Annotated in this window: 18 protein-coding genes and 1 other RNA gene; 14 read left to right on the top strand and 5 right to left on the bottom strand. The window is 58.6% G+C overall.

Going from position 1 to position 22,543, the window contains the following annotated elements:
• Positions 1–65: 65 nt before the first annotated feature.
• Entirely contained in the window at positions 66–2,189 is a 2,124-nt protein-coding gene (locus AAE514_RS15015) for a putative bifunctional diguanylate cyclase/phosphodiesterase (RefSeq protein ID WP_347332370.1), read from the bottom strand.
• A gap of 435 nt (positions 2,190–2,624) precedes the next feature.
• Complete coding sequence (gene sodC, locus AAE514_RS15010) at positions 2,625–3,167, bottom strand: superoxide dismutase [Cu-Zn] SodC (protein ID WP_347332369.1); 543 nt, start codon at positions 3,165–3,167, stop codon at positions 2,625–2,627.
• Between the two features lie 271 nt (positions 3,168–3,438).
• On the opposite strand from sodC, the gene AAE514_RS15005 reads away from it, so the two are divergent.
• The gene (locus AAE514_RS15005) at positions 3,439–4,359 is read left to right on the top strand and encodes a LysR family transcriptional regulator (protein WP_347332368.1); all 921 of its coding nucleotides are present in this window, start codon (positions 3,439–3,441) and stop codon (positions 4,357–4,359) included.
• 113 nt (positions 4,360–4,472) lie between these two features.
• Here AAE514_RS15005 and tpx read toward each other — a convergent pair whose 3' ends face one another.
• Positions 4,473–4,973, bottom strand: coding sequence for a thiol peroxidase (tpx, locus tag AAE514_RS15000; protein ID WP_347332367.1), 501 nt, complete (start codon positions 4,971–4,973; stop codon positions 4,473–4,475).
• Positions 4,974–5,131: 158 nt separating this feature from the next.
• On the opposite strand from tpx, the gene AAE514_RS14995 reads away from it, so the two are divergent.
• From AAE514_RS14995 to hrpA, 13 genes are all read left to right on the top strand, one after another.
• Entirely contained in the window at positions 5,132–6,679 is a 1,548-nt protein-coding gene (locus AAE514_RS14995; RefSeq protein WP_347332366.1) for an AbgT family transporter, read from the top strand.
• 101 nt (positions 6,680–6,780) lie between these two features.
• Positions 6,781–6,877: signal recognition particle sRNA small type (gene ffs, locus AAE514_RS14990), an RNA gene on the top strand.
• A gap of 686 nt (positions 6,878–7,563) precedes the next feature.
• A complete protein-coding gene (gene dnaX, locus AAE514_RS14985) occupies positions 7,564–9,591 on the top strand; it encodes a DNA polymerase III subunit gamma/tau (RefSeq protein ID WP_347332365.1) in 2,028 nt (675 codons plus the stop codon).
• Between the two features lie 43 nt (positions 9,592–9,634).
• The gene (locus AAE514_RS14980) at positions 9,635–9,955 is read left to right on the top strand and encodes a YbaB/EbfC family nucleoid-associated protein (protein WP_347332364.1); all 321 of its coding nucleotides are present in this window, start codon (positions 9,635–9,637) and stop codon (positions 9,953–9,955) included.
• A gap of 11 nt (positions 9,956–9,966) precedes the next feature.
• On the top strand, positions 9,967–10,560 hold the full coding sequence (gene recR / locus AAE514_RS14975; protein ID WP_347332363.1) for a recombination mediator RecR: 594 nt from the start codon (positions 9,967–9,969) through the stop codon (positions 10,558–10,560).
• Between the two features lie 44 nt (positions 10,561–10,604).
• Positions 10,605–11,771: a ribonuclease D gene (gene rnd / locus AAE514_RS14970; RefSeq protein ID WP_347332362.1), complete on the top strand. Its 1,167-nt coding sequence runs from the start codon at positions 10,605–10,607 to the stop codon at positions 11,769–11,771.
• Entirely contained in the window at positions 11,768–12,061 is a 294-nt protein-coding gene (locus tag AAE514_RS14965; protein WP_347332361.1) for a YcgL domain-containing protein, read from the top strand. Before rnd ends, AAE514_RS14965 begins: the two co-directional genes overlap by 4 nt.
• Before the next feature lies 1 nt (position 12,062).
• On the top strand, positions 12,063–12,506 hold the full coding sequence (locus AAE514_RS14960; protein ID WP_347332360.1) for a YcgN family cysteine cluster protein: 444 nt from the start codon (positions 12,063–12,065) through the stop codon (positions 12,504–12,506).
• Between the two features lie 69 nt (positions 12,507–12,575).
• On the top strand, positions 12,576–12,911 hold the full coding sequence (locus AAE514_RS14955; protein WP_347332359.1) for a hypothetical protein: 336 nt from the start codon (positions 12,576–12,578) through the stop codon (positions 12,909–12,911).
• A 107-nt stretch (positions 12,912–13,018) separates the two neighbouring features.
• Positions 13,019–13,687 (top strand): YEATS-associated helix-containing protein, encoded by a 669-nt coding sequence (locus AAE514_RS14950; RefSeq protein WP_347332358.1) that lies wholly within the window; start codon positions 13,019–13,021, stop codon positions 13,685–13,687.
• Positions 13,688–13,689: 2 nt separating this feature from the next.
• Positions 13,690–15,831 (top strand): vWA domain-containing protein, encoded by a 2,142-nt coding sequence (locus AAE514_RS14945; protein ID WP_347332357.1) that lies wholly within the window; start codon positions 13,690–13,692, stop codon positions 15,829–15,831.
• Positions 15,832–15,990: 159 nt separating this feature from the next.
• Entirely contained in the window at positions 15,991–16,458 is a 468-nt protein-coding gene (locus AAE514_RS14940; RefSeq protein ID WP_347332356.1) for a Dps family protein, read from the top strand.
• Positions 16,459–16,677: 219 nt separating this feature from the next.
• Positions 16,678–20,628: an ATP-dependent RNA helicase HrpA gene (hrpA, locus tag AAE514_RS14935; RefSeq protein WP_347332355.1), complete on the top strand. Its 3,951-nt coding sequence runs from the start codon at positions 16,678–16,680 to the stop codon at positions 20,626–20,628.
• Positions 20,629–20,687: 59 nt separating this feature from the next.
• Here hrpA and AAE514_RS14930 read toward each other — a convergent pair whose 3' ends face one another.
• The gene (locus AAE514_RS14930) at positions 20,688–21,140 is read right to left on the bottom strand and encodes a response regulator (protein WP_347332354.1); all 453 of its coding nucleotides are present in this window, start codon (positions 21,138–21,140) and stop codon (positions 20,688–20,690) included.
• Positions 21,106–22,543, bottom strand: a 1,438-nt coding sequence (locus AAE514_RS14925; protein WP_347332353.1) for a sensor histidine kinase, incomplete at its 5' end; no start/stop codon positions are given. The genes AAE514_RS14925 and AAE514_RS14930, both read right to left, overlap by 35 nt.

Here is a 22,543-nt window from a genome sequence, read left to right as displayed (position 1 = left end):
GGTGTCGCTGACTTCCTTCGATACCACGCCTTCCTGCTAAGAGATCCAAGAAGCGTCAGTTTGACTTAGCCTGGGTGGGACTGGCGGCTTTGCTCTAATAACGCTTCAAAAGCATTTTGGTGGATGGGCTGGGAGAAGAGGAAACCCTGCGCGTAATCACAGCCGGCGCGGGCCAGGAACTGTAACTGCTCCTCCTTTTCGACGCCCACGCCCACCACCTGGACGTTTATTGCGTGAGCCATGGCAATTAGGCCTTTCAGTACTCGGTCCGTCTTCCCGCCCTGTCCAGCGTTCTTGACCAGATCCCGGTCTATTTTGACGCACTCCAAATCGGTTTCCTGAAGGGCCAATAGAGAAAACAATTCGATCCCAAAGTTATCGATGGCCAGCTTTAGTCGCGGGCCTGGAAAAGCGGTATCGTGGCCTGGATTGTGGCTGGAGGCCTGAATGTTGTTGAACGAGGCGGGCGTGAGTTCCATGGTAATTCGGCTCTCTTCCATGTCAACCTCTGCCCTCCGGTCTCGCCAGTTGTCTACGAGGCTTCGGGTCGCAAAGGAGGCTGGTGATTCGTTAATATTAATGGGAAAGGGGCTGGCATTTGTCCGGCGCCACCGGCTGGAACACGCCGCTGCTTGCGCCAGTACGTAGTTGGTGATGCTGTCCATCATTCCGTTTTGTTCGGTGACGCTGAGAAAAGCGTCGGGAGTCAGAAGCCCCTTCGCCGGGTGGTGCCAGCGGAGCAAGGCTTCTGCACGGACGACGGCTCCCGTTTGGGTATCGACAATGGGCTGGTAGTAAACCTCCAGCTGGTTCTCCCTCAGGGCGTGGTCCAGCTCCCTGTGCAACCTCATATGCTCGGACTCGACTTTCGTCATCCAGGGCTCGTAGAGTTGAACCTGATGCCCGCCTTGGTCTTTGCCGGCATACATGGCCTGATCGGCTTTGTGCATCAATTGCCCGATCTCTTCGCCATCCCCGGGAAAAACCGCTAGGCCGATGCTGCCGGAAATGTGGACGCGGTGAGAATTAACACTGAAGGGCACTTCCAGGCTGGTTAGAAGCGCTTTGGCAGTCTGCTTCGCATTTTCTCTGCTAGTATCCTTCAAAATCAGGGTGAATTCGTCTCCCCCGAGACGGGCCACTGTGTCCATGGCCCGGACACTGCTCTTTAGCCTTTCGGCCACCTGTGCCAGAAGCCGATCGCCGACCTCGTGGCCGAGCTGGTCGTTGGCTTCCTTGAAACGATCCAGATCGATGAATAGTAACGCAAAGGCGCTATCTTTTCGCTGAGCTTCCAGTAGGGTCTGCTCGAGCCGATCAAGGAACAGGCGCCGGTTGGGGAGGGCGGTAAGGTCATCAAAGTTGGCGCTTCGCCAGCTTTGAAGCTCAATCTGTTTGCGCTCCGTGATGTCATGTGCCGTCTTGACGATAGCTTCAACTTCATTGCGATCGTCGAAAACCGGAGCAAAATAACAGTCAAAATACCGCTCAATACCAGAAGGCAAACCGTGATGAAGCTCTGCCCGCTGCGACTGTCCTTTAGAAATGACTTTGGCGATTTCCTCGTGGAGCTCTTTGAAAAAATCCAGCCCCAGCTCGTGAGGGGTTTTGCCAATAACGCCTCGGGGAGACGTATTGATTAAGTCGGCCATCGCCGTGTTGCAAAACAAGAAGTGCCCCTCAGAGTCAAATATGGCGGCGGGATCGACGGAGCCTTCCAGCATGGTTCTAATCAGGCGGGTCTCCTGTTCCCTTAAGAGGGAAAAGCTGGATACCGAACCAATAATCAATTGATCCACGGCCTCATTGAAGCGTAGCAACTGATCGATATCTTGTGTATCGATACCCGACTGGTTATTGCTCCAGGTCCATGTGATCCGGTTGCGCAGTGCCTGCAGTTCCTGTACCAACTGGAGCATGGACAACCCTTGATGCAGGCGGTCCGAGCCATGCTTTCCTCCGACCCCCGGTGCAGGGATTCTGCCTTCGCCCAGGGCTTTTCCTGTCGATTTCTCCTTTGTATGGGAGGTAGAAAGATCTTCGGCTATGAAATTCAATAGCTCACGGGCATGGTCTCTTAGTTCTCGAGAGTTTTCATTCTCAAGCCTCGGAGCAATCTCCAACAGCACCTGTTCCCAGTCTTTGAGTCGTTGCTCCATTGTCGTCTGGATAAACTGCGCCAGCTTCATGGTGAGAACTCTCTTCCGTTAACCATCGAATACATTTAAAAGAAGTGGTCTGCTCCCCCCGTTTTTCCAAAACTGCATTGGGCATTGATTGCAGTATAGACGATGGACGTCATCATTGAGTAAACCGAACCGGCTTGAGCATTGCGAGCGACATCATCGGAACAACTTATGCGGAACCCGCGGCTAAAAGCACACGGCATACGGATGGTTATTGCAGCATAGCCTCCAGGCGCATACGCACCTGGAGTCCATTTACTGTTTTAACATGCCGCACGCGACCGGTTTTCCGCCATCAGCCACCCGGCTTTCTATATCGCCACTTGACTCTCGGGGGTGGCCCAAAGCCAGTCCGGGCATGAGTGTCATTAACATGGCCGCCGCTGTGGTGGCGAAACGGCCTAGAGGGTGAACGGTGATCATAGCCGGGCTCCTCCATTATTCTGCTTTGATGACACCACAGGCGACGCGAGCTCCGCCTCCGCCCAGCGCCTTGGGGTCGTCGGAATAGTTGTCGCCACCCGCGTGAATGACTAGCGCTCGCTCGGTCAGTTGATTCAGGTGAAGACGTGGGGCCAAGTAGGTTTGGGAGACCTTTCCCTTTTCGTCCGCAAATAGCGCGGGCAGGTCCCCAAGATGGCCCTCCGGGTCATAGGGACCCTGATGTTGGCCGTGGTCATCCGGATCGTAATGGCCCCCGGCCGCCGCCGCAGGCGTAACCTTCCCTTCTTTTTCTTTTGGCCCGCAGTCCGGGTTTTCATGTAGATGAAACCCGTGGAGCCCTGGGCTTAAGCCCTTAAGAGAGGGCTTGATTAAGACCCCGAAGCGGTGTTCTTTAAGGGTGATGGACCCGATCGCCTCCCCTTGGCCTTCAGAGGTGGCTTTGTGGAGATCCACTTCAATGCTTTCTTCCGCGTAACCGGCCGGGGCGATTAGAACGGTGGCCGTGAGTACAAGCAACCCAAAGCTGGCATGTTTCATATCGTGCTCCTTTCGTTGTTTACGGGCGCTGTTTATGAAGATTTTGCGTGACTTTTTTCAATGCTCTTTATTAGGGGATAGTTATTGAGTGCTTAAGTTCCTGACTTTATGCCGGGGCTGGATCTCGCGTCATAAGGACAGTGGAAGCAACACCGGTGAAGCTGTTATTATGAACATAATTGAAGCATTTCTGTATTTTTATGAGCGTGGCTAATGTGGGTGGAAGCATCTGCCCAGAAGGCCGTTTTGTTTCGTCGTTGGGAATGCCCGTATGTTGGAATTGCGCCACCTGAAAACGCTAGTTGCGTTGCGGGAAACCGGCTCGCTGGTGGAAGCCGCCGAGCGGGTCCACCTGACTCAGTCCGCTCTTTCCCACCAACTGAAAGACCTGGAAAGCCGGCTGGGCGGCGAACTGTTTATCCGTAAAAGCCGACCACTGCGTTTTACCGCCGCGGGTAAGCGCCTTCTGGCGCTGGCCGATGATGTTTTGGTCCGACTGGATGAGGCCGAGCGAGATATTCACAAGCTGCTCCACGGTGAGGCTGGTCGGCTGAATATGGCCATTGAGTGCCACAGCTGTTTTAACTGGTTGATGCCGACGGTGGAGGTTTACCGCAACCAATGGCCGGCCATTGAGCTGGATTTTTCCAGCGGATTTACGTTCGAGCCTTTGCCCGCCCTGATTCAGGGGGATATCGACTTGGTCGTCACCGCCGACCCGCAACTGATTCGCGGTGTGGAGTATGTGCCATTATTTGCCTACGAAATGCAGTTCGCCATGGCCAAGAACCACCCACTGGCGGAATGCCCCTACTTGGAAGCCGAAGACTTAGTGGACCAAACGTTGATCACCTATCCGGTCGAACGCGGCCGGCTGGATGTGTTCAAGCAGTTTCTGGAACCTGCGGGGGTGGAACCCGCCGCCATTCGAACCACGGAATTAACGATGATGATGGTCCAGTTAGTGGCCAGCGGCCGGGGCGTGACGGCGCTGCCTAATTGGGTTCTGGCCGAGTACGTGGACCAATCGCTACTGACGGTTCGCTCGGCGGGGGTGCGGGGCGTGTGGCCCATTCTCTACGCGGCGGTGCGCGAAGCACAGCTTGATGCCCCCTATATGCAGGACTTCCTCAAGCTCGCCCGAGACCACTGCTTACACCACCTAAAAGGGGTCCGGAGAGTATCGGGATAAAGCCATAATCTATAACGGGGGACGGGAGTGATGGAGCTGGTGGCATGCTAAAAGCCAGCCCGAGAAGGCTGGCTTTTTTGGGGTCAACATTTTCTGAGTCAAGGGCGCGGGGTTTAGGTGCCCAGCGCGCTCATTACCGCATCGTAATCCGGCTCGTCGGCCACTTCGCTGACCAGCTGGGTATAGGTAACTTTGCCCTGCTCGTCGACAATGACCACCGAGCGAGCGTTCAGGCCGGTCATGGGGCCTTCGGCCATGCGCACACCGTAATCCTCGGCAAAACTGGAACGGAAGGCCGACGCGGGGATGACTTGGTCCAGGCCTTCGGCGCCGCAGAAGCGTGCAAGGGCGAAAGGCAAGTCCTGAGAGACGCACAAAACAACGGTGTTTTCCAATGAACTGGCCTTTTCATTGAAGGTGCGGACCGATTGAGCGCAGGTGGGTGTGTCGACACTGGGGAAAATGTTCAGTACCACACGTTGGCCTTTAAAATCACTCAAGCTGACTTCAGACAAGTCGGTTTTCACCAGAGTGAAGTCGGGGGCCTGACTTCCCTTGGCGGGCAGCTCGCCACTGGTTTTAAATGGGTTACCTTTCAATGTAACAGTTGCCATGCTGTGCTCCTGCTCAATGGTGAGAAAAACACGGTCTGCTGGACAGACCGCGAGATAGGCATTACAACGCTGAGGCGAACATATTGCAAGCGGCGCTAAGGTTTCTCTCCTTGAGAAGCTCGCCTCTCGCCGCCTTGATCAACTGTGGAACGGCCCTCATGAACCCAGAGCAACGCCCGCAAACCCGGAATCTAAGCCTACTGGAGCGCATTGCGCGGTGGGGCAATCGGCTACCCACGCCAGCGCTGCTGTTTTTCTGGCTGTGCGTGGTCATGATGGTGGTATCGGCGCTAGCCGCAGCGCTCGGCGCCGAGACGCAAGTACCCGGGCAGGAACACCAGGTGCTCGTGCGCAGCCTGCTTAGTGCGGAGGGCCTTCGCTGGATCTTAACCCACACGGTGGAGAACTTCGTCAGTTTCGCCCCGGTAGGCACCGTGTTGGTGGCGATGCTGGGGCTGGGTGTTGCCGAGCACTCGGGCTTACTTCGAGTACTGCTGGAACGGTTGGTTCGCGGCGCCCCGCGGGTGCTTATGACCTGGGTCGTCGTGTTTGCCGGCATTGTCTCCAACCTCGCCATGGATGCGGGTTATGTCGTATTAATCCCGCTCGCGGGAGTGCTTTTTTCCGTGGCGGGCCGACCGCCTCTGGCGGGCATTGCCGCCGCCTTCGCCGGGGTGTCGGCCGGTTACAGTGCCAACCTCTTGCTCGGCCCGGCGGATGCGATCCTGGCGGGAATGTCCACTGAAGCGGCAAATATCGTCTCGCCGGGCTACACCGTCGGAATCGAAAGCAACTATTACTTCGCGGCGGTTTCCGCGGTGCTGCTCAGCCTGGTTGGCACGCTGGTGACGGAGCGTTGGGTGGTTCCGTATTTAGCGCGAACCGAAGGCGGTGAACCGGAAATGCACTCGGGAAGCGGTTCGGATGCGGCCGCTTCTATGGCCGTGGCGGATATCCGCGGTCTGTGGGCCGTCACCATCTGGACACTGCTGTTCGTTGTGGCGGTGGTGCTGGCCTCCGTGCCCGAAGGGGCACCGCTGCGCGACCCGGCCAACCCCGACTTTCTGAACTCGGCCGCCGTGCGCGGCGTGGTGGTGCTTATCGCCTTCTACGCCGCCGTGGCGGGCTGGCTGTTCGGCCGCTTTAGTGGCCGCTATACACGCAGTGCCGCCGTAGTGGAGGCAATGGAAACCACCATGGCCACCATGGCGGGCTACTTGGTTTTGATGTTCTTTGCCGCTCAGTTTGTCAATTACTTTGCTTGGAGCAATCTGGGAACGCTGTTGGCGGTGACCGGTGCCAACTGGCTGGAGGGGCTGGCCCTGCCCGAGAGCCTGCTTTTGCTGGTGTTTGTGTTTATGGCGGCGTTTATCAACCTGTTTGTTGGCAGTGCCTCGGCCAAGTGGGGGCTGTTGGCGCCGGTGTTCGTGCCCATGCTGTTTCTGCTGGGTATTAGCCCGGAGGCGACGCAAATGGCGTTTCGAATCGGGGACAGCAGTACCAACATTATTACGCCGTTGATGCCGTATTTCGGGGTGGTGGTGGCCTTTGCCCAGCGCTACCGGCCGAACCTTGGCCTCGGGACTATGATGTCGATGATGTTGCCCTACAGTGTGGCGTTTTTGATTGGCTGGAGCCTTTTGATGCTTTTTTGGCTGTGGCTCGGCTGGCCGTTGGGCCCGGGGGCGGAGGTGCTGTTGGATTAGGTGCGAGGTGGTTGCAAAGTGGGGGTAAACTGCGGATAATGCGCCCCACTTGAGTGGAGCACTGCCCGGTGCTTTGAATGCTCAAGCTGCTATGGTGGCCTTGCCGGTCCCCTCGCAATGATCAGCTGTGAACCCCGCCAGGCCCGGAAGGGAGCAACGGTAGCAGCTTAATCATGTGCCGGGGTGTGGCTGGTGAGGTCGCCTCCTTAACTCTCCAGTGATTTTCCCCAACTCCGACCCGTGTCCCGACTACCCGTAGGGCGTGGTAAGCGAAGCGCACCCGCCGTAAATACACTTGATACCGACACCCATGGCAATTTGTGGGATAGCGTCGAGTCCGGTCCGCTGTCGGGTGCACTGTTCCCAGACACGCCGTGAACCCATGACGTGAATGGAGTCACTAATGCCGCGATGGCATGGATGCCATGGAGCGGCCCCTGGGGGCTCGAATCGCGAGTCCCTCGCTCCACGGTCTGGGAACAGTGCACCCGACAGCAGACCTCAGTGCCATTGGCATATACTGTGGGAGAGTGAAGAATCGTATGAAGGTTAAAGTTAGCACTGAGGCCCGAGGTGGGGTATACCGGTTATAGACTCTCTGAGGCATGGATGCCGATGAGAAGCCCCCATGGACGGGTTCACGGCGGGTCTATAACCGGTATACCCCACCTCGGGCCGGACGTGATGCCAATCCCATACATTCCTACGTATTTGTGGGGGCTATAGGAAGTGTATTTACGGCGGGTGCGCTGCGCTTACCACGCCCTACGGGTCCTTGGAGGTGGGTGCACTAGGTGGCGCTGCCCGGGGGTGGCGTATATATAAAGGGGCATCTTCCGGTATACTCGCGCTTTGATTCGCACCATCGATCCACTGAGGAAGGCATGAGCTACCAAGTCCTGGCCCGCAAATACCGTCCCCGCACGTTCCGCGAGACCGTGGGGCAGGAGCACGTGCTCCAGGCGCTCATCAACGCCCTCGACCACAACCGGCTACACCACGCCTACCTCTTCACCGGCACCCGCGGGGTCGGTAAAACCACCATCGCGCGGATTCTGGCAAAATGCCTCAACTGCGAAAGCGGCGTCAGCTCCGAGCCCTGTGGCCAATGTACCGCCTGCGTGGAAATCGCCGAAAACCGGTTTGTCGACCTGATCGAGGTGGACGCCGCCTCCCGCACCAAAGTCGAAGACACCCGGGAACTGCTGGAAAACGTCCAATACGCGCCCACAAGAGGCCGCTACAAGGTCTACCTGATCGACGAAGTGCACATGCTCTCCGGGCACAGCTTTAACGCCCTGCTCAAAACCCTGGAAGAGCCGCCGCCCCACGTCAAATTCCTGCTGGCCACCACCGACCCGCAAAAACTGCCGGTGACCATCCTCTCCCGGTGCCTTCAGTTCAACCTGAAGAACATGAATCCCGAGTGGATCGTGCACCACCTGAAAGAGATTCTGGAAAAAGAACTGGTGCCCTTCGAAGAGAGTGCCCTGTGGCTGCTGGGCCGTTCCGCGGACGGCAGTATGCGCGATGCCATGAGCCTGAGTGACCAGGCTATTGCCTACGGCTCCGGTAAGATTACCGAGGCGGAGGTGCGGGCCATGCTGGGTACCATTGACCAGCGCGCCATTTACGACATGATTGGCGCTCTGGCCGGTCAGGATGGCAAGGCTTTGTTGGGCGCGGTGGAGCAGATGTCCGAGCAGGCACCGGATTACGCCGCCGCCTTGGCCGAGCTACTGGCGCTGTTGCATCGAGTGGCGATCGCCCAGGCACTGCCCGAAGCCGTGGACAACAGCCACGGGGATCGTGACAAGGTGTTGGAACTGGCCCAGGCCTTGGCGCCGGAAGATGTGCAGCTGTTTTACCAGACCGCCTTGCTCGGGCGGCGGGATCTGCCCCTGGCGCCGGATCCGCGCGCCGGGCTTGAAATGGTGCTCCTGCGCATGCTGGCGTTTAAGCCCCAGGGCTTGGCCGAGATTCCCAAAAAGCCGTTGCCCACCGCCGGGGAGAGCACGCCCCCCGCCAGCCCCGGCGAGCGGCTGGCCGAACAGATTCCCCAAGAAACCGCGACCGAATCCAAGCCGGAGGCCACCCCTGAACCGGCTCCCCGGGAGGAGCCGACCTCCGACCCAAAGCCGTCGGCTGACGACCATCCCGAGCCGGGAGCGCCGGCGACAGCCTCCCCTGCGGCTCCACCACAAGAGACGTCCGCCGCCTCAAACCGAGCATCAGCGCCAGAGCAGCCTTTAGCGGACAAGCAGCCTTCGCCTCGAGAAGAGCCCCCCCCTTATACCGAGGAGGAGCTCCCGCCCTTCGATGGCCCTTACGAACCGGCGCCAGAGAGGGACGCCAGAGAGCCAGAGCGAGCGCCCGAACCCGTTCGGGAATCGCCGCCGTCGGCCCCCGAAGCCCGGAACGAACCTCCAGCCCCGGCGCCCGCCAGCTCAGCGGCCCCCGCACCGGCGATGAGCAACGCCGAGGCGGCTGCGCAAAAGAAAACCGTGCCCAAGGTGGCGCTTGCCGATACTCGGCCGGAAAATTGGGCGCAGGTATTTTTGGGACTTAACGCCGGGGGGCTGTTGCAGAGTACCGCCGCCAACTGTGTACTGGTCGGACGCCAGGGCAACGATTTGAGCTTTGTCCTTGATGAGCGCCACAGTGCCTTGTTTGACGAAGGCCAGCAGCAGCGGCTGGCGGATGTGCTCAGTGATTATTACGGTGAGCCGGTGCGGGTGCGCATCCAGCCCGGAGAGGTGGAAGGGGAAACCCCCGCCGCCCAGGCTCAGCGCATCAAAGAAGAGAATCGGGTCCAGGCGCTTGAAGCCATGAAAACGGACCCCATCGTACAACAGCTGGTCGAACATTTCGGGGCGACTTTGCGCGAGGATACCGTTCAGCCCTTGGAATAGCCCCGGGGCGGCCCGCTATTGGGCATCAAGTATGAGGTGAATTATGAAAGGTTTGGGCGATTTTATGAAGCAGGCCCAGGAAATGCAGGCCAATATGCAGAAAATGCAGGAAGAGCTGGCTCAGTCGGAAGTCACCGGCCAGTCCGGCGCCGGCTTGATTTCCGTGGTCATGACCGGCCGGCACGATGTTCGAAGCGTGAGCATTGATGACAGCCTGATGAGCGAAGACAAAGAAGTGCTTGAAGACCTTGTGGCCGCCGCGGTCAATGATGCCGTGCGCAAGGTGGAGGCCCACAGTAAGGAAAAAATGGCGGATGCGACCTCCGGCATGGGCATTCCGCCGGATTTTAAAATGCCGTTTTAAAGGTGGCCTCTGTGTTCAGTCCCCTGATTGATGACTTAATTTCAGCGCTACGCTGTCTGCCCGGCGTTGGGCCTAAATCCGCCCAGCGGATGGTGCTGCATCTACTGGAGCACAATCGTGAGGGGGCGGCCCGCCTGGCTCGCAGTCTGGACAAGGCCATTGAGGGGGTGGGGCGCTGCCAGCGTTGCCGCACGCTCACCGAGCAAACGGTGTGTGGCATCTGCGACAACCCGCGCCGGGACGGCTCGGTGCTGTGCGTGGTGGAAACCCCCGCCGATGTCGTGGCCATTGAGCAGGCGGGCGGCTACCAGGGTAAGTACTTTGTGTTGCTCGGGCGCCTGTCACCCATCGACGGTATCGGGCCGGAAGAAATCGGGATGGATCACCTTACCAACCAGTTGAAAAGTGGCGAGGTGAGTGAAGTCATCTTGGCCACCAACCCCACCATGGAGGGTGAAACCACCGCCTTCTACATCAGCGAACGCGCCAAGGAGTTGGGTGTGGCCGTTTCGCGCATCGCCCATGGCGTGCCTTTGGGGGGCGAGCTGGAATTTGTCGACGGCGGCACCCTCGCCCATGCATTCTCCAGTCGAAAGGCGTTATGACCTCCCATCTGAATGACCCAGTGAACACCCATCCGAGCGGCCCCATGAGCACGATTCCGACCGACCCCATCTGGATTGATCAGAATCACCAACTGGCCGAGCTGTGCGAGCGCTGGCGAGGCCAGGGCGCGGTGGCGGTGGATACCGAGTTCATGCGCTCGGAAACCTTCTACCCCATCGCCGGGCTGCTGCAGATCGGCGATGGTCAGGGGTGCTACCTGATTGACCCGTTGGCCATTGATGAGCTCGAGCCGCTCCGGGCCCTGTTTCAGGACCCTGGGGTGACCAAGGTATTGCATGCCTGCTCCGAGGACCTGGAAGTATTCCAGCGTTGGTTGGGGGTGCTGCCCGAGCCGCTGTTTGATACCCAAATCGGGGCGGCCTTCGCCGGGCTGGGGTTCTCTATTGGCTACGCCAACCTGGTGAACACTCTGCTGGAAATCGACATTCCCAAGGGAGAGACTCGCTCGGACTGGCTGCAAAGGCCCCTGTCCGTGCCTCAAAAAAAATACGCCGCGCTCGATGTGGCCCACATGCTCGTCGTATACGGCAAGCTGCTCAAGATGTTGCGCGAAACCGGTCGCGTGGAGTGGGCGCGAGCTGATAGCGCAGACCTGGTGGCGAATGCCAAAGCCGTGCCGGATTTCGAAAGTTACTACCTCAAGCTCGGTTCGGCCTGGAAGTTGCGTCGGCGGGAATTGGCGGTGCTTCGGCGCTTGAGCGCCTGGCGCGAGCGCGAGGCCCGGGAGCGCAACCGCCCGCGCAACCGGTTGATTAAGGAGGCGGGCCTCTGGGAGTTGGCCCGCCGCCAGCCCTCGGATCGGGCTCAGCTCCAGGCGTTAAAAGACGTGCCGGCTCACACTCAGGTGGAAGAGGGCGAAGCCCTCTTGGCCGAAATCCAGGTGGCGCTCGCCGAGCCCGAAAGTGATTGGCCCGAGCGGTTGGACCCGCCTCTGGGACGGGCCGAAGCCCCCATGATGAAGGCCTTGAAACGCCATGTTCGCGGCATCGCCGAATCCCTGGCACTGCCGCCGGAGCTGTTGGTGCGCAAGCGCGAGTACGAAGCCATTGTTCGCTCCGGCCTTAAGGGGGGCGCCTTTGAGCTGCCGCCGCGATTAAAGGGCTGGCGTTTTGAGCTCTTGGGGCAGGGTCTTCTGGATGCCGCCGAGCAACAGCGCTCAAGCCTGCCGGACGAGGAGGAAGAGCAATGAAAACACTGGTGGAAATCTTTCGCAGCCCGAAAGAGGCGGGCATGTACCTCTACGTGAAACGCGCCGAAGGGCTGGAACATGTACCCGAGGATCTGCTCAAACGCTTCGGCAAGCCTCAGTCGGCCATGGTTCTGGCGCTTACCCCAGAGCGCAAGCTGGCTCGCACCACGGCCGAGCGGGTGCTCGCCTGCCTGGATGAGCCGGGATACTACCTGCAATTGCCTCCAGGCCCGGAAGCCGATGCGGAAGCGGCCGATATTCGAGCGCACAATAGCAAAATGGGGCGCTAGCGTGATAGCTCAGCGGGCCTTCTGGGAGCGCAAGCGGCTAGAGGAAATGACCGCGCAGGAATGGGAGTCGCTGTGCGACGGCTGCGGCAAGTGCTGTCTGCACAAGCTGGAGGACGAAGACACCGGCGAGCTTCTGTTTACGAATATTGCCTGCCGGTATTTGGACGCCGGTACCGCCTGTTGCACCGACTATCCCAACCGGCAGCGCAACGTGCCCGATTGCACGGTGCTGCGCCCGGAAGACGTAGAGGCCTTCCATTGGCTGCCCGATACCTGCGCCTATCGGCTATTGGCCGAGGGCGAGCCATTGCCCGAGTGGCATCCACTGGTGACCGGGGATCCGGCCAGTGTGCGCCAAGCGGGGGTTTCCGCCGCCGGACGTTTTGTCTCGGAAGCCAGCGTTTCGGAAGCGGATTGGGAAGAATACGCCATCACCTGGGTATAGCGGACGGTTGAGTATTACCCGCCCGAGGTGAAAGGCCCTCAAGAGAAAATGATAGGAGCCGATAGAGTGATGACAACGGGTTATACCATTGCCTGGATGGTTTACATTGCCGGCGCGCTGGCGCTCCTGGCGGTGACATGGCGAATCACACGGTCCGCCCGGCGGGAGTGGCGACACTTACTGCTGGTGACCGTGGGCGCACTACTGCTAACCCCCGGGCCCATCGTGGTCGAGGAGCAGGTTTTTTTGGCGCCAGCGCTGTTTGTGCTGGTTCTGGATGCATTGTTCGATACCTTGGCCAGTGCCTCCCGTTCGGGATTGATTTTGTTGGGCGTTTGGCTGGTGACTTTGATGTTTTCCCTGGTGTTTCAGTTGTTGGTGCGGCCCAAACAGAACTCGGGCTGACATTGCCGTTTCGCGAAGAACTGCTATAACTAACAGTAATTAAACGACAAGCCGGAGTCTGGACTTTACGCATTGGGGTGTGGCGGCTTGCGCCACAGGAGATTGTCATGGCGAATCATATTTTTATTTTGGCGGCGGTGATGAGTATCGCCGGGGTCTTCGGGGGGCTGATTAACTACTATCAGTTGACCCAAGAGCACGAAGATGACGCCGCTTTACCGCGTTGTATCGTCCTGGGCATCGGCGCGGCCTTTCTGGTGCCGGTGATTCTGTTTTTCGTCCAAAGTGATCTGATCACGGAAATTCGCGATGACCCTTCCCGCCTGCTGATTTACACCGGCTTCTGCTTGATTGTCGCTATTGCTTCGCGGCTGGTGTTGACCAGCACACCCAAGCGTATCCTGCGCGAGGCTCAAGTTGCCCGCACGCAGGTGGAGGAAATGCAACACGAACTGCGCATCATGCAGGAGGAGGTGCTGCCCCTGTTGGATACCGAAACCGAACAGGAAACCGACCTGGATGATAACGCCGGCCCCATGGAGCCGGAGGAACTGGACATCGCGGCCAGCAAGGTGCTCAGGACGCTCGGCGTGGGCCGGCACATTTACCGCTCAATGGCGGGGGTATGTCGCGAAGCCGGAGCGGATGAGGCGACGATTCAAAAATCCCTCAATGTGCTGGTCAATCGCCAACTGGCCGGTAAACTCAATACCCGTAAAGGCGTCCGCTGGTACTTGACCGAGAGGGGACGTCGGGCCCTGGATATAATGGTGTAACAATGAAAAGCCGGGGCCTTGTGCTGTGCTTATGGGTTCTGCTTGCCCTCGGTGGCCCCCTACAGCTCCGAGCCCAGGCCCCCGTCTCTGATGGCCAGCCGCCGTCGGATATCCGCCTGGTAGTGGATATCTCCGGCAGCATGAAGCGGACCGACCCTGAAAACCTGCGCCGCCCGGCGCTCTCTCTCCTGGTTCGACTGCTCCCCCCCGATAGCCGGGCCGGCGTCTGGACGTTCGGGGAGTCAGTGAACATGTTGGTGCCTCACGGGCGAGCCGATGCCCCCTGGAAAGCCGGGGCCCTGGAGCGCGTGGACGATATCAACTCAGTGGCGCTGTTCACTCATATTGGCGCCGCCCTGGAAGCCGCTGCCTATGATCGTGACTGGCTGAAAGAGAAGGGCCGCCGGGCGGATATTATTTTGCTCACCGACGGGGTGGTGGACGTCAGTCCGGATGCCGGTGTGAGCGCCCGTGAGCAACAGCGGGTGGTGAACACCCTAATTCCCGAGCTCAGAGCAGCGGGGTACCGAGTGCATACCATCGGCTTGTCCGATGAGGCCGACGAAGCGCTGCTGCGTCAAATCGCTCGAGCCTCTGACGGGCTGTTCAGCCGGGCTCGCAACGCGGAAGACCTGATGGACAGCCTTCTGCTCATTTTTCAGCAGTCCGTGCCAGCAGATCAGTTGCCGATTAACGACGGCTTCTTTCTGGTTGACGAGAGCGTCGAAGAGTTTACCGCCCTGGTTCGGCGGGACTCAGATCAGGCCCCCACCGTACTAATCGACCCACAAAACCGGGAGCACCGACACCCACCGACGCTTTCCAAAATGAATTGGCACCACACCGAAGCCTATGATCTGATTACTGTGACGGACCCTATGCCAGGGCGTTGGAAAATTAGCGCAGAGCTGCAACCCTTCAGCCGGCTGACTGTGATCAGCGACTTGAAGTTAGTGGTGGAGCCTCAACCCAACAACGTTTACGTGGGTGAGCCCCTGCCGCTTCGGTTTCATCTGCGGGATGATAACGGCATCATTGATGAAGCGGAGGTGCTGGATTTGCTGACGGTCACCGCCGATATTCGCGGTCCCGAAGGGGAGGTTGTTGCCCAGCGCTCGGGCCCGGCAACGGCGCCGGTCGACGGCGTTTACGAGCTTACCCTGTCCGCCCCCGAGCGCCCGGGAGAGTACGACCTGACCATTTTACTCGACGGCAAAACCTTCAAGCGGCTCTATACCCATCAACTTATGGTTGCCACGCAGTTTGAAGTGGATCTCAGCAAACGGCATGAGCAGGACCAAGTGATTTGGACGTTGGTCGTTGACGGAAAAGAGTCGGTCAACCCGGAACAGACCAGCGTGGTGGCCCATGTTCGCCACTCTGAGGGCGGCAGCTCGGTTGAAACCTTGGAGCCCCGTTCGCGCGGAGTTTGGGCGTTGGAGCTCAATCCGGAAAAACGGGGGCATTATCGGATCTCGCTCAAGGCGAGCGGGCGCACCCAGGAGGGCAAGCGCTTCGAAGAGCATCTCCCGAGCCAGTATTTCAGCTATCCCGAAGCGGACGACCCTGAGCCCGACCCGGTGGGCGAAGCCATTGAGAGCCTTGAGGGAGAACTCGAAACACAGAGAGAGGAAACCGAGCGCGCCCGCAGTGGGGAGGCGACCGAAGCGCCCGTATCCGAAACGACCTTGAGCAGCCCGGAGGAGGCGGAGGAGGAGCCCGCGCAAGCTCGGCCCGACACGCCCAAGCCCGCCGCAGGCGAACCCGCCCATCCAGCGGTGTTGATTGGAAGCTTGGTTTTCGCCAACGGACTATTGCTGGTGCTGGCGTACGTGGCTTACCGCGCGATCGTGGGCGAACGTAAGACCCCGGTACTGGAAGAAGCGGACGAGGAGGGCACCGAACCGGAGCCTGGAGAAACTCCGCTCATGCAGGCCATCGAAACCGAAGAGGAGCCGAAAGAACCCGCCCAGGGTGAGGCGGCGCCGGACTCTGGCACGCCGTCAAAAGACGAGTCGGAACCGACATCAGCCCCCCCGCCGAAAGACGAGGCCGCACCGGAGTCGGGGGACAGCTTTGATCTAGAAAACGAAGATCCGCTATTTCCACTGCCCGATGAGGACGATGACGAACCGCGCCAGTGAGTGCTTCTCTTGCTCATAAATCCGAGCTATCGTGCCGATAGGGGTGAGAATGTAGCCGGCGGCCTTGAATTTCCTCTGCCACGCTCTCATGTAATGGAATAAGGGTTTTGTAAGGACACTCGGTAAGAGTGTCGTCATTCAATCATTGAGGAGAAGGTCATGGAAATTGATATTGGCATTAAACAAAGTGATCGGGAACAGATTGCCGAAGGCCTGTCCCGCCTGCTGGCGGATAGTTACACTCTTTATCTGAAAACGCACAACTTCCACTGGAACGTCACCGGCCCGATGTTTCAAACGCTGCACCTGATGTTTGAAGAGCACTACACCGAGCTGGCCGAAGCCGTGGATGTGATTGCCGAGCGGATTCGCTCGATTGGTTTCCCCGCGCCGGGGACCTATAAAGAGTTTGCCGAGCTGAGCAGCATTAAGGAAGAGCCCGGCGTCCCTAAAGCGGAAGATATGATCCGGCGCTCCGTGGAAGGTCATGAAGCGGTGGTTCGCACCGCCCGCTCCCTGTTTCCCGCCGCTGAAGAGGCCAGAGACGAGGCGACCGCTGACTTGCTGACTCAACGTATCCAACTGCACGAGAAAACCGCCTGGATGCTGCGCAGCCTGCTGGAATAGTGCCATGATGGTTTGTGGTGGCTCACTTCGTGAGTAGCGCAAAGCCAGATCTTGAGTAAGTCTCCGAAAAAGCCCCGCAAAAGCGGGGCTTTTTCTTTAGGGGCACCCTAAAGCAGTACCCCGTCGTTTCCCGGAGCTGGAGTCTCATTCCTAACTTTTGGGCTCTGCGAGCCCAAAACCCATCTGTTATCATCGCGGGCTTAACCTTGAGAGCCTGAAATGTCAGAGAACAGAACCCCAACAGAGCAGCCCGTGCCCCCCTTGCCCGAGCATTTTGAGGGCGAGCCTATCCTCAGCCGTGACCGTCACCGTCTGTGGCGCCGCTGGCGCGAGCTGGACGAACGTCGCCGTGCCGGGCAGCCCCTGGGAAAAGACGCGCAAAAATGGCATGAGCAGTACCAGCGCTCGCACGAACGGTACGAGCGGCGCCGTGAATACCTGCCGGAAACGATTGCGTACCCGGACCTGCCCATCAGTGACAAGCGGGAAGATATTGCCGCGTTGATTCGGGACCACCAAGTAGTGGTGCTCGCCGGGGAAACCGGCTCGGGCAAAACCACGCAGTTGCCTAAGATCTGCCTGGAGCTTGGGCGGGGCGTAAGCGGCATGATTGGGCACACCCAACCCCGTCGCGTGGCGGCGCATACCGTGGCCCAACGCATTGCCGAAGAGTTGCAAACCCCGCTGGGGGATCGGGTAGGGTACCAGGTGCGGTTTAGTGACCAGACCAGTGAGCAGAGCCTGGTCAAGGTCATGACCGACGGCATTTTGCTGGCGGAGATTCAGAACGACCGGTTTTTGTCCCGTTACGATACCCTGATTATCGACGAAGCTCACGAGCGTAGCCTGAACATTGATTTCCTACTGGGCTTTTTGAAGCAGCTCCTGCCCAAGCGGCCAGACCTAAAGGTGATTATTACCTCGGCCACCATTGATCTGGAGCGCTTCTCCCAGCACTTTGATAATGCGCCCATCATTGAAGTCTCCGGCCGAACTTATCCGGTGGATGTCTGGTACCGCCCTCCGCTGGAGTCGGACTCCGACGGAGAGGACAGCTACCAACCCCTTCTCGATGCCATTGCTGAAATCGAGGATTACGAGCGGGGCGCGGGCAAGGGGCAGCGCGGCGGAGATATTCTGGTATTTATGAGCGGCGAGCGGGAAATTCGAGAAGCGGCCCAGAGCATCCGCCGTGCCGGCTTTCAACATATGGAGGTATTGCCGTTTTACGCCCGGCTGAGCATGGCCGAACAGCAAAAAGTCTTCGCCCCCCACAAGGGACGACGGGTGGTGCTGGCCACCAACGTGGCGGAAACCTCCATTACCGTGCCCGGCATCCGCTACGTTATTGACCCGGGCTTTGCGCGGCTGAGCCGCTACAGCTACCGCACCAAGGTGCAACGCTTGCCCATCGAGCCAATTTCCCAGGCCAGCGCCAACCAGCGCAAGGGCCGCTGCGGCCGGGTGGCCGAAGGCATCTGCATTCGCCTGTACAGCGAGGAGGACTTTCTCTCCCGCCCCGAATTTACGGACGCGGAAATTTTACGAACAAACCTGGCGGCGGTGATTCTGCAAATGCTGCAGCTTCGCATGGGGGATATTCACAAATTTCCCTTTATTGACCCGCCCGACCATCGCCTGATCAATGACGGATTCAAGCTGCTGCAGGAATTGCACGCGGTGAACGGCAAGGGACGGCTGACCCCCACGGGAAAGCAACTGACTCGCCTGCCACTTGACCCCAAGCTGTCCCGAATGTTGCTGGCGGCCGGCGAACTCAATTGCCTGCGGGAAGTGTTAATCATTACCAGCGCCCTGTCCGTACAGGACCCGCGCGAGCGCCCGGCTGACAAGAAGCAGGCAGCGGATCAGTTTCACCGGCGTTTTTGGCACGAACATTCGGACTTTCTCGGCTTCGTTAAGCTGTGGGACTACTTTGAGCAGCTGCGCCAGGAGCTATCGCAAAACCAAATGCGCAAGCAGTGCAAGAAGGAATACCTCAATTACATGCGCTGGCGCGAGTGGCGGGATATCCACCACCAGTTAAAAATCAGTTTGCGCGACTTGTCCTTAAAGCAGAACACGGACGCGGCGGACTATGAAGTCACCCATCGGGCACTGCTCACCGGGTTACTGGGGAACCTGGGGTTCAACATTGAAGACCGGGAATACCTTGGGGCCCGGAACCGAAAATTTCTGATTTTCCCGGGCTCTTCGCAATTCAAGAAAACGCCGAAGTGGCTGGTGGCGGCGGAGCTTCTGGAAACCTCTCGCCTCTATGCCCACAACGTGGCGAAAATTGACCCTCAGTGGGCCCTGGCGGCGGCGAAACACTTGGTAAAGTGCCAGCAGTTTGAACCCCACTATGACCCCAAGAGCGGGCGGGTGAAGGCGTTCGAGAAAGTGACCCTCTACGGTCTGGTGCTCGTGGAAAAACAGCGGGTCGACTTCACCGACATTGACCCCGTCGCCAGCCGGGAAGTGTTTATTCGTTCTGCGCTGGTGGAGGGGCGTTACGCCCGCCGGGCGGAAAAGGATAAAACTCCAGCCTTTTTTACCCACAATAACGCGCTGATCGCCGAGCTGGATGAACTCGAAGCGAAGAGCCGGCGACGAGACATTCTGGCGGACGATAACGCGCTTTATGAATTTTACGATGAGCGCCTTCCTGCGGAGGTGGTCAGCCGCGCCAGTTTTGACCGCTGGCGCAAGGAGGTGGAAAAAGACCAGCCCCGTCTGCTATTCATTGAGCGCGAACAACTGATGCAACGGGAGGCCGGCGAGGTCACCGAGGCTCAATTCCCCAATGAGCTCGAGTGGCGAGGGGTTCGTTTCCCGCTCAAGTACCAGTTTGAACCGGGCCATGAAGATGACGGTGTCAACCTCCAGGTACCCGTCAGCCTGTTGCACCAGGTTCCAGAAAAACGCCTGGAGTGGCTGGTGCCGGGATTGCTGAGGGATAAATGCATCAGCTTGATCAAGGGGTTGCCGAAGCAGTGGCGCAAACACTTTGTTCCCGTACCGGATGTGGTTGACCGCGCGCTGGCGGGTATGAGGCCGGATAATGTGCCGTTGGCGGAGGCACTGGCGCATCAACTGAAACGGCAGACGTTGGTGGAGGTACCCCGCGAGGCCTGGGATCAGACCCGCATTGATGATTTTTATCGCATGAACATTCAGGTGATGGACGAGCGGGGGCGCTGTATCGCGCGGGGGCGCGACCTCAATGCCTTACGCGATCAGTATCGCGAGCAGGCTCAGGAGAAGATTCAGTCAGCCGCGGTAGGCATTGAGCGCGAAGGCATGACCGAGTGGGACTGGGATGAACTGCCTGAACAGGTCTCGCTGAACCGCGGTGGCATCGATATTCGCGCCTACCCGGCCCTGATTGACCAGCGCACCTCCGTGGCGATTGTGGTTAGGGATGAAGCGCGCGAGGCGTTGGTTGAAACCCAGCGGGGCCTGGCGCGGTTGCTGCTGCTAGAGCTGGCCCAGACCACCAAGTATCTGCACAAAGAGCTTCTGAAAAAGGACGAGCTGGCGCTGTCGGTGGCGGAGATGGGAAAGCGTGCCGAGGTGGTCGATGACATTCTCCTGGGGGCGGTGGCGCAGTGGCTGCCTCTGGATGATCTGCCGCGCCAACGGGCCGATTATGAGGCCCGCAAAAGTGCCGTGCGCGAAGGCCTGGTGGCCCGGGCCCAAGCTCTGGAGTCGGTCCTCTCGACCAGCCTGAAACAATTGGTGGGTATTCGAAAGCAACTCAAACAACTGCGCAACCAGCTGCCTTTGGCGTTCACCGTGGGGGATATTCGCGAACAACTTGCACACCTGTTTTACCCGGGAATGGTGTATCGCACGCCGGAAGAGTGGTTGCGGCAGTACCCCCGTTACTTGCAAGCCATTGAGGTGCGCCTGGAAAAGGCACCGCTGGACCCACTGAAAGACCGGCGCATGCTGGAAGAGCTGGCCCCTCACTGGGAGCGCCTAGCCCCGTTTTGGCGGGAAAAACAGGGGCAGGCGTTGGCGCTTAACCCTGAGTTGCAGCAATACCGTTGGAGCCTGGAGGAATTTCGCGTCTCGCTGTTTGCACAGACGCTAAAAACTCGGGTGCCCGTCTCCGCCAAACGCCTGGAGAAACAGTGGCAGACGTTGGAAAAAGCGACATTATAACCGGTGGAGAAAAGGAGTACGCAGCAGGGCCCGCCCCAACTGGGATAACTTAACCGGGCCTAGGTAGCCTGCGTTTGCTCGCTGGGGATGGCGTTATTGCGCAGCCAGTAGTAGCTGACCTGCTGGAGTAGGTCGGCGAAGCTTTCGAAGTCCACGGGTTTGCAGAGGTAGCTGTTCACTCCCAACTGGTAGCCCTGCAGAATATCGGATTGCTCGTCAGAGGTCGTTAATATGACCACGGGGGTATAGCGGTAATCGTCGGATTGCCGAAGTTGCTTGAGCACTTCAAAACCGTTGACCCGAGGCAGATCCAAATCCAGGATGACAAGGCTGGGCTTTCGGCTGTTGGGGCGTTCGGCATGACGGCCGCGGGCAAAGAGGAAGTCCAACGCTTCCTCGCCATTGCAGGTGAGCTGGATGTCGTAATCGCCCCCCACCTTGCCGAACCCGAACAGCGCCAGTTCCGCTTCGTCCGGATCATCCTCTACTAACAAAATGGTTTCCTTCTTCACGTTCCGTGTTCCTTTCCCACAGTGTGAAATAAAAGGTGGCCCCTTCGCCTGGGCGCGATTCCGCCCAAATACGGCCACCGTGTCGAGTAATAATACGCTGTACAGTGGCTAGTCCGATACCGACGCCTTCAAATTCTTCGCTTTTATGTAAACGGCTAAAGGGAGCGAACAATCGGTCGGCATAGCGCATATCAAAACCGTCGCCATTATCCTTAACAAAATAGATTCTCTCGCCCTCTTTCTCCTCGAACCCAAAGGAGAACCGGGTGACCTCTTTCTGGCTAGAGTACTTCCATGCGTTGTCGAATAAGTTACTTAATAGCATACCGAAGAAGTGTCTATCAACTGGGGCGCGTACCTCATCCTGAATGTTGATTTCGGTGGCGCGATTGGGCTCTCTTTCCTGGTACTGAGCCGCCAGACGCCCCATTATAGCGGAGAGGTCCACTATCTCCACTTTCAGCTCGCCTTGGGCGGCTCGAGACAGGCGAAGGAAGCTATCGATCATTTCGGCCATCTCGTGGGTGCCGGCGGCTATGCGGTTGAGGTAGTGCTGGCCCTGCTCGTCCACCTCATCGTGGTAGCGATCGTTCAGAATTCGGCGAAACCCTTCTATGCGACGCAAGGGGGCGCGTAAATCATGGGAAACGGAATAGCAGAAACTGGCAAGTTCCTGGTTGGCCGCCTCAAGCTCCGCGGTTCGCTGTCGAACGCGCTGCTCTAGCACGGCATTGAGTCGCTTGACCTCCTCTTCGGCCTGGCGCCGGGCAATGATGTCTTTGGCGAGGGCATTATTAACCTCGTGCATGTGTTCATAGGCCTGGCGTAGGTTTCTGCTTAGGGTGTTGAAGGCACTGACCACTTGGTCGAGTTCATCGGGCTTTGAGGGTGGCTTCCGATTCAGCTTGAGCGGCGGCTGTTTCTGGCTGATTTCGAATTGCCTGACCCGCTCCGAAATATGGATCAGGTGGGAGGTGATCAAGCGATGAACGATAAATAGAATGAAGAGGGAGACAATAAAGGTTTTGACCCCCTGGCTCAGCAAAATTACGACCGTTTTTTGACGCAGCCGGGTGTACACCTCTGAAAGTGATGCCTGAACCGTCAACGTACCGATTCGCCGGGGCCCGGAGCCCAGCAAATGGATAATGGGATAGTGGCGGGTAATGACGTTTTTATCCTCGCGCTCACCGCGGCTGATTTGTAGGGGCTCGGAGACGTTCTCGGGGTTTTCCTGAATGGAAGCGGCCCGAATATCAGGCAACTGAGTGATCCCCTCCAGTTGGAGGCGCAGCTGCTGAATATCGAGGTTCCACAAACTGGCGCTGATGCTGCCTAGATAGTGCCCGTCCATAAACGAGTAAGCCACTGAAAATACAGGGAAAATATCGATTGGAGGGTTA

Source organism: Marinimicrobium locisalis (assembly GCF_039822625.1).
Classification (GTDB): Bacteria; Pseudomonadota; Gammaproteobacteria; order Pseudomonadales; family Cellvibrionaceae; genus Marinimicrobium; species Marinimicrobium locisalis.
Note: the sequence above shows the minus strand (reverse complement) of the source record. Positions and strands in the feature narration are given on the sequence as shown.

What these genes read in the sequence shown, in the direction of transcription:
- AAE514_RS14955 (WP_347332359.1), top strand. Translation starts at nt 12,576, where the DNA reads ATGACAACGGGTTATACCATTGCCTGGATGGTTTACATTGCCGGCGCG.
- tpx (WP_347332367.1), bottom strand. Translation starts at nt 4,973, where the DNA reads ATGGCAACTGTTACATTGAAAGGTAACCCATTTAAAACCAGTGGCGAG.
- AAE514_RS14995 (WP_347332366.1), top strand. Translation starts at nt 5,132, where the DNA reads ATGAACCCAGAGCAACGCCCGCAAACCCGGAATCTAAGCCTACTGGAG.
- AAE514_RS15005 (WP_347332368.1), top strand. Translation starts at nt 3,439, where the DNA reads ATGTTGGAATTGCGCCACCTGAAAACGCTAGTTGCGTTGCGGGAAACC.
- AAE514_RS14950 (WP_347332358.1), top strand. Translation starts at nt 13,019, where the DNA reads ATGGCGAATCATATTTTTATTTTGGCGGCGGTGATGAGTATCGCCGGG.
- AAE514_RS14945 (WP_347332357.1), top strand. Translation starts at nt 13,690, where the DNA reads ATGAAAAGCCGGGGCCTTGTGCTGTGCTTATGGGTTCTGCTTGCCCTC.
- AAE514_RS14940 (WP_347332356.1), top strand. Translation starts at nt 15,991, where the DNA reads ATGGAAATTGATATTGGCATTAAACAAAGTGATCGGGAACAGATTGCC.
- rnd (WP_347332362.1), top strand. Translation starts at nt 10,605, where the DNA reads ATGAGCACGATTCCGACCGACCCCATCTGGATTGATCAGAATCACCAA.
- AAE514_RS15015 (WP_347332370.1), bottom strand. Translation starts at nt 2,189, where the DNA reads ATGAAGCTGGCGCAGTTTATCCAGACGACAATGGAGCAACGACTCAAA.
- sodC (WP_347332369.1), bottom strand. Translation starts at nt 3,167, where the DNA reads ATGAAACATGCCAGCTTTGGGTTGCTTGTACTCACGGCCACCGTTCTA.
- AAE514_RS14965 (WP_347332361.1), top strand. Translation starts at nt 11,768, where the DNA reads ATGAAAACACTGGTGGAAATCTTTCGCAGCCCGAAAGAGGCGGGCATG.
- AAE514_RS14980 (WP_347332364.1), top strand. Translation starts at nt 9,635, where the DNA reads ATGAAAGGTTTGGGCGATTTTATGAAGCAGGCCCAGGAAATGCAGGCC.
- dnaX (WP_347332365.1), top strand. Translation starts at nt 7,564, where the DNA reads ATGAGCTACCAAGTCCTGGCCCGCAAATACCGTCCCCGCACGTTCCGC.
- hrpA (WP_347332355.1), top strand. Translation starts at nt 16,678, where the DNA reads ATGTCAGAGAACAGAACCCCAACAGAGCAGCCCGTGCCCCCCTTGCCC.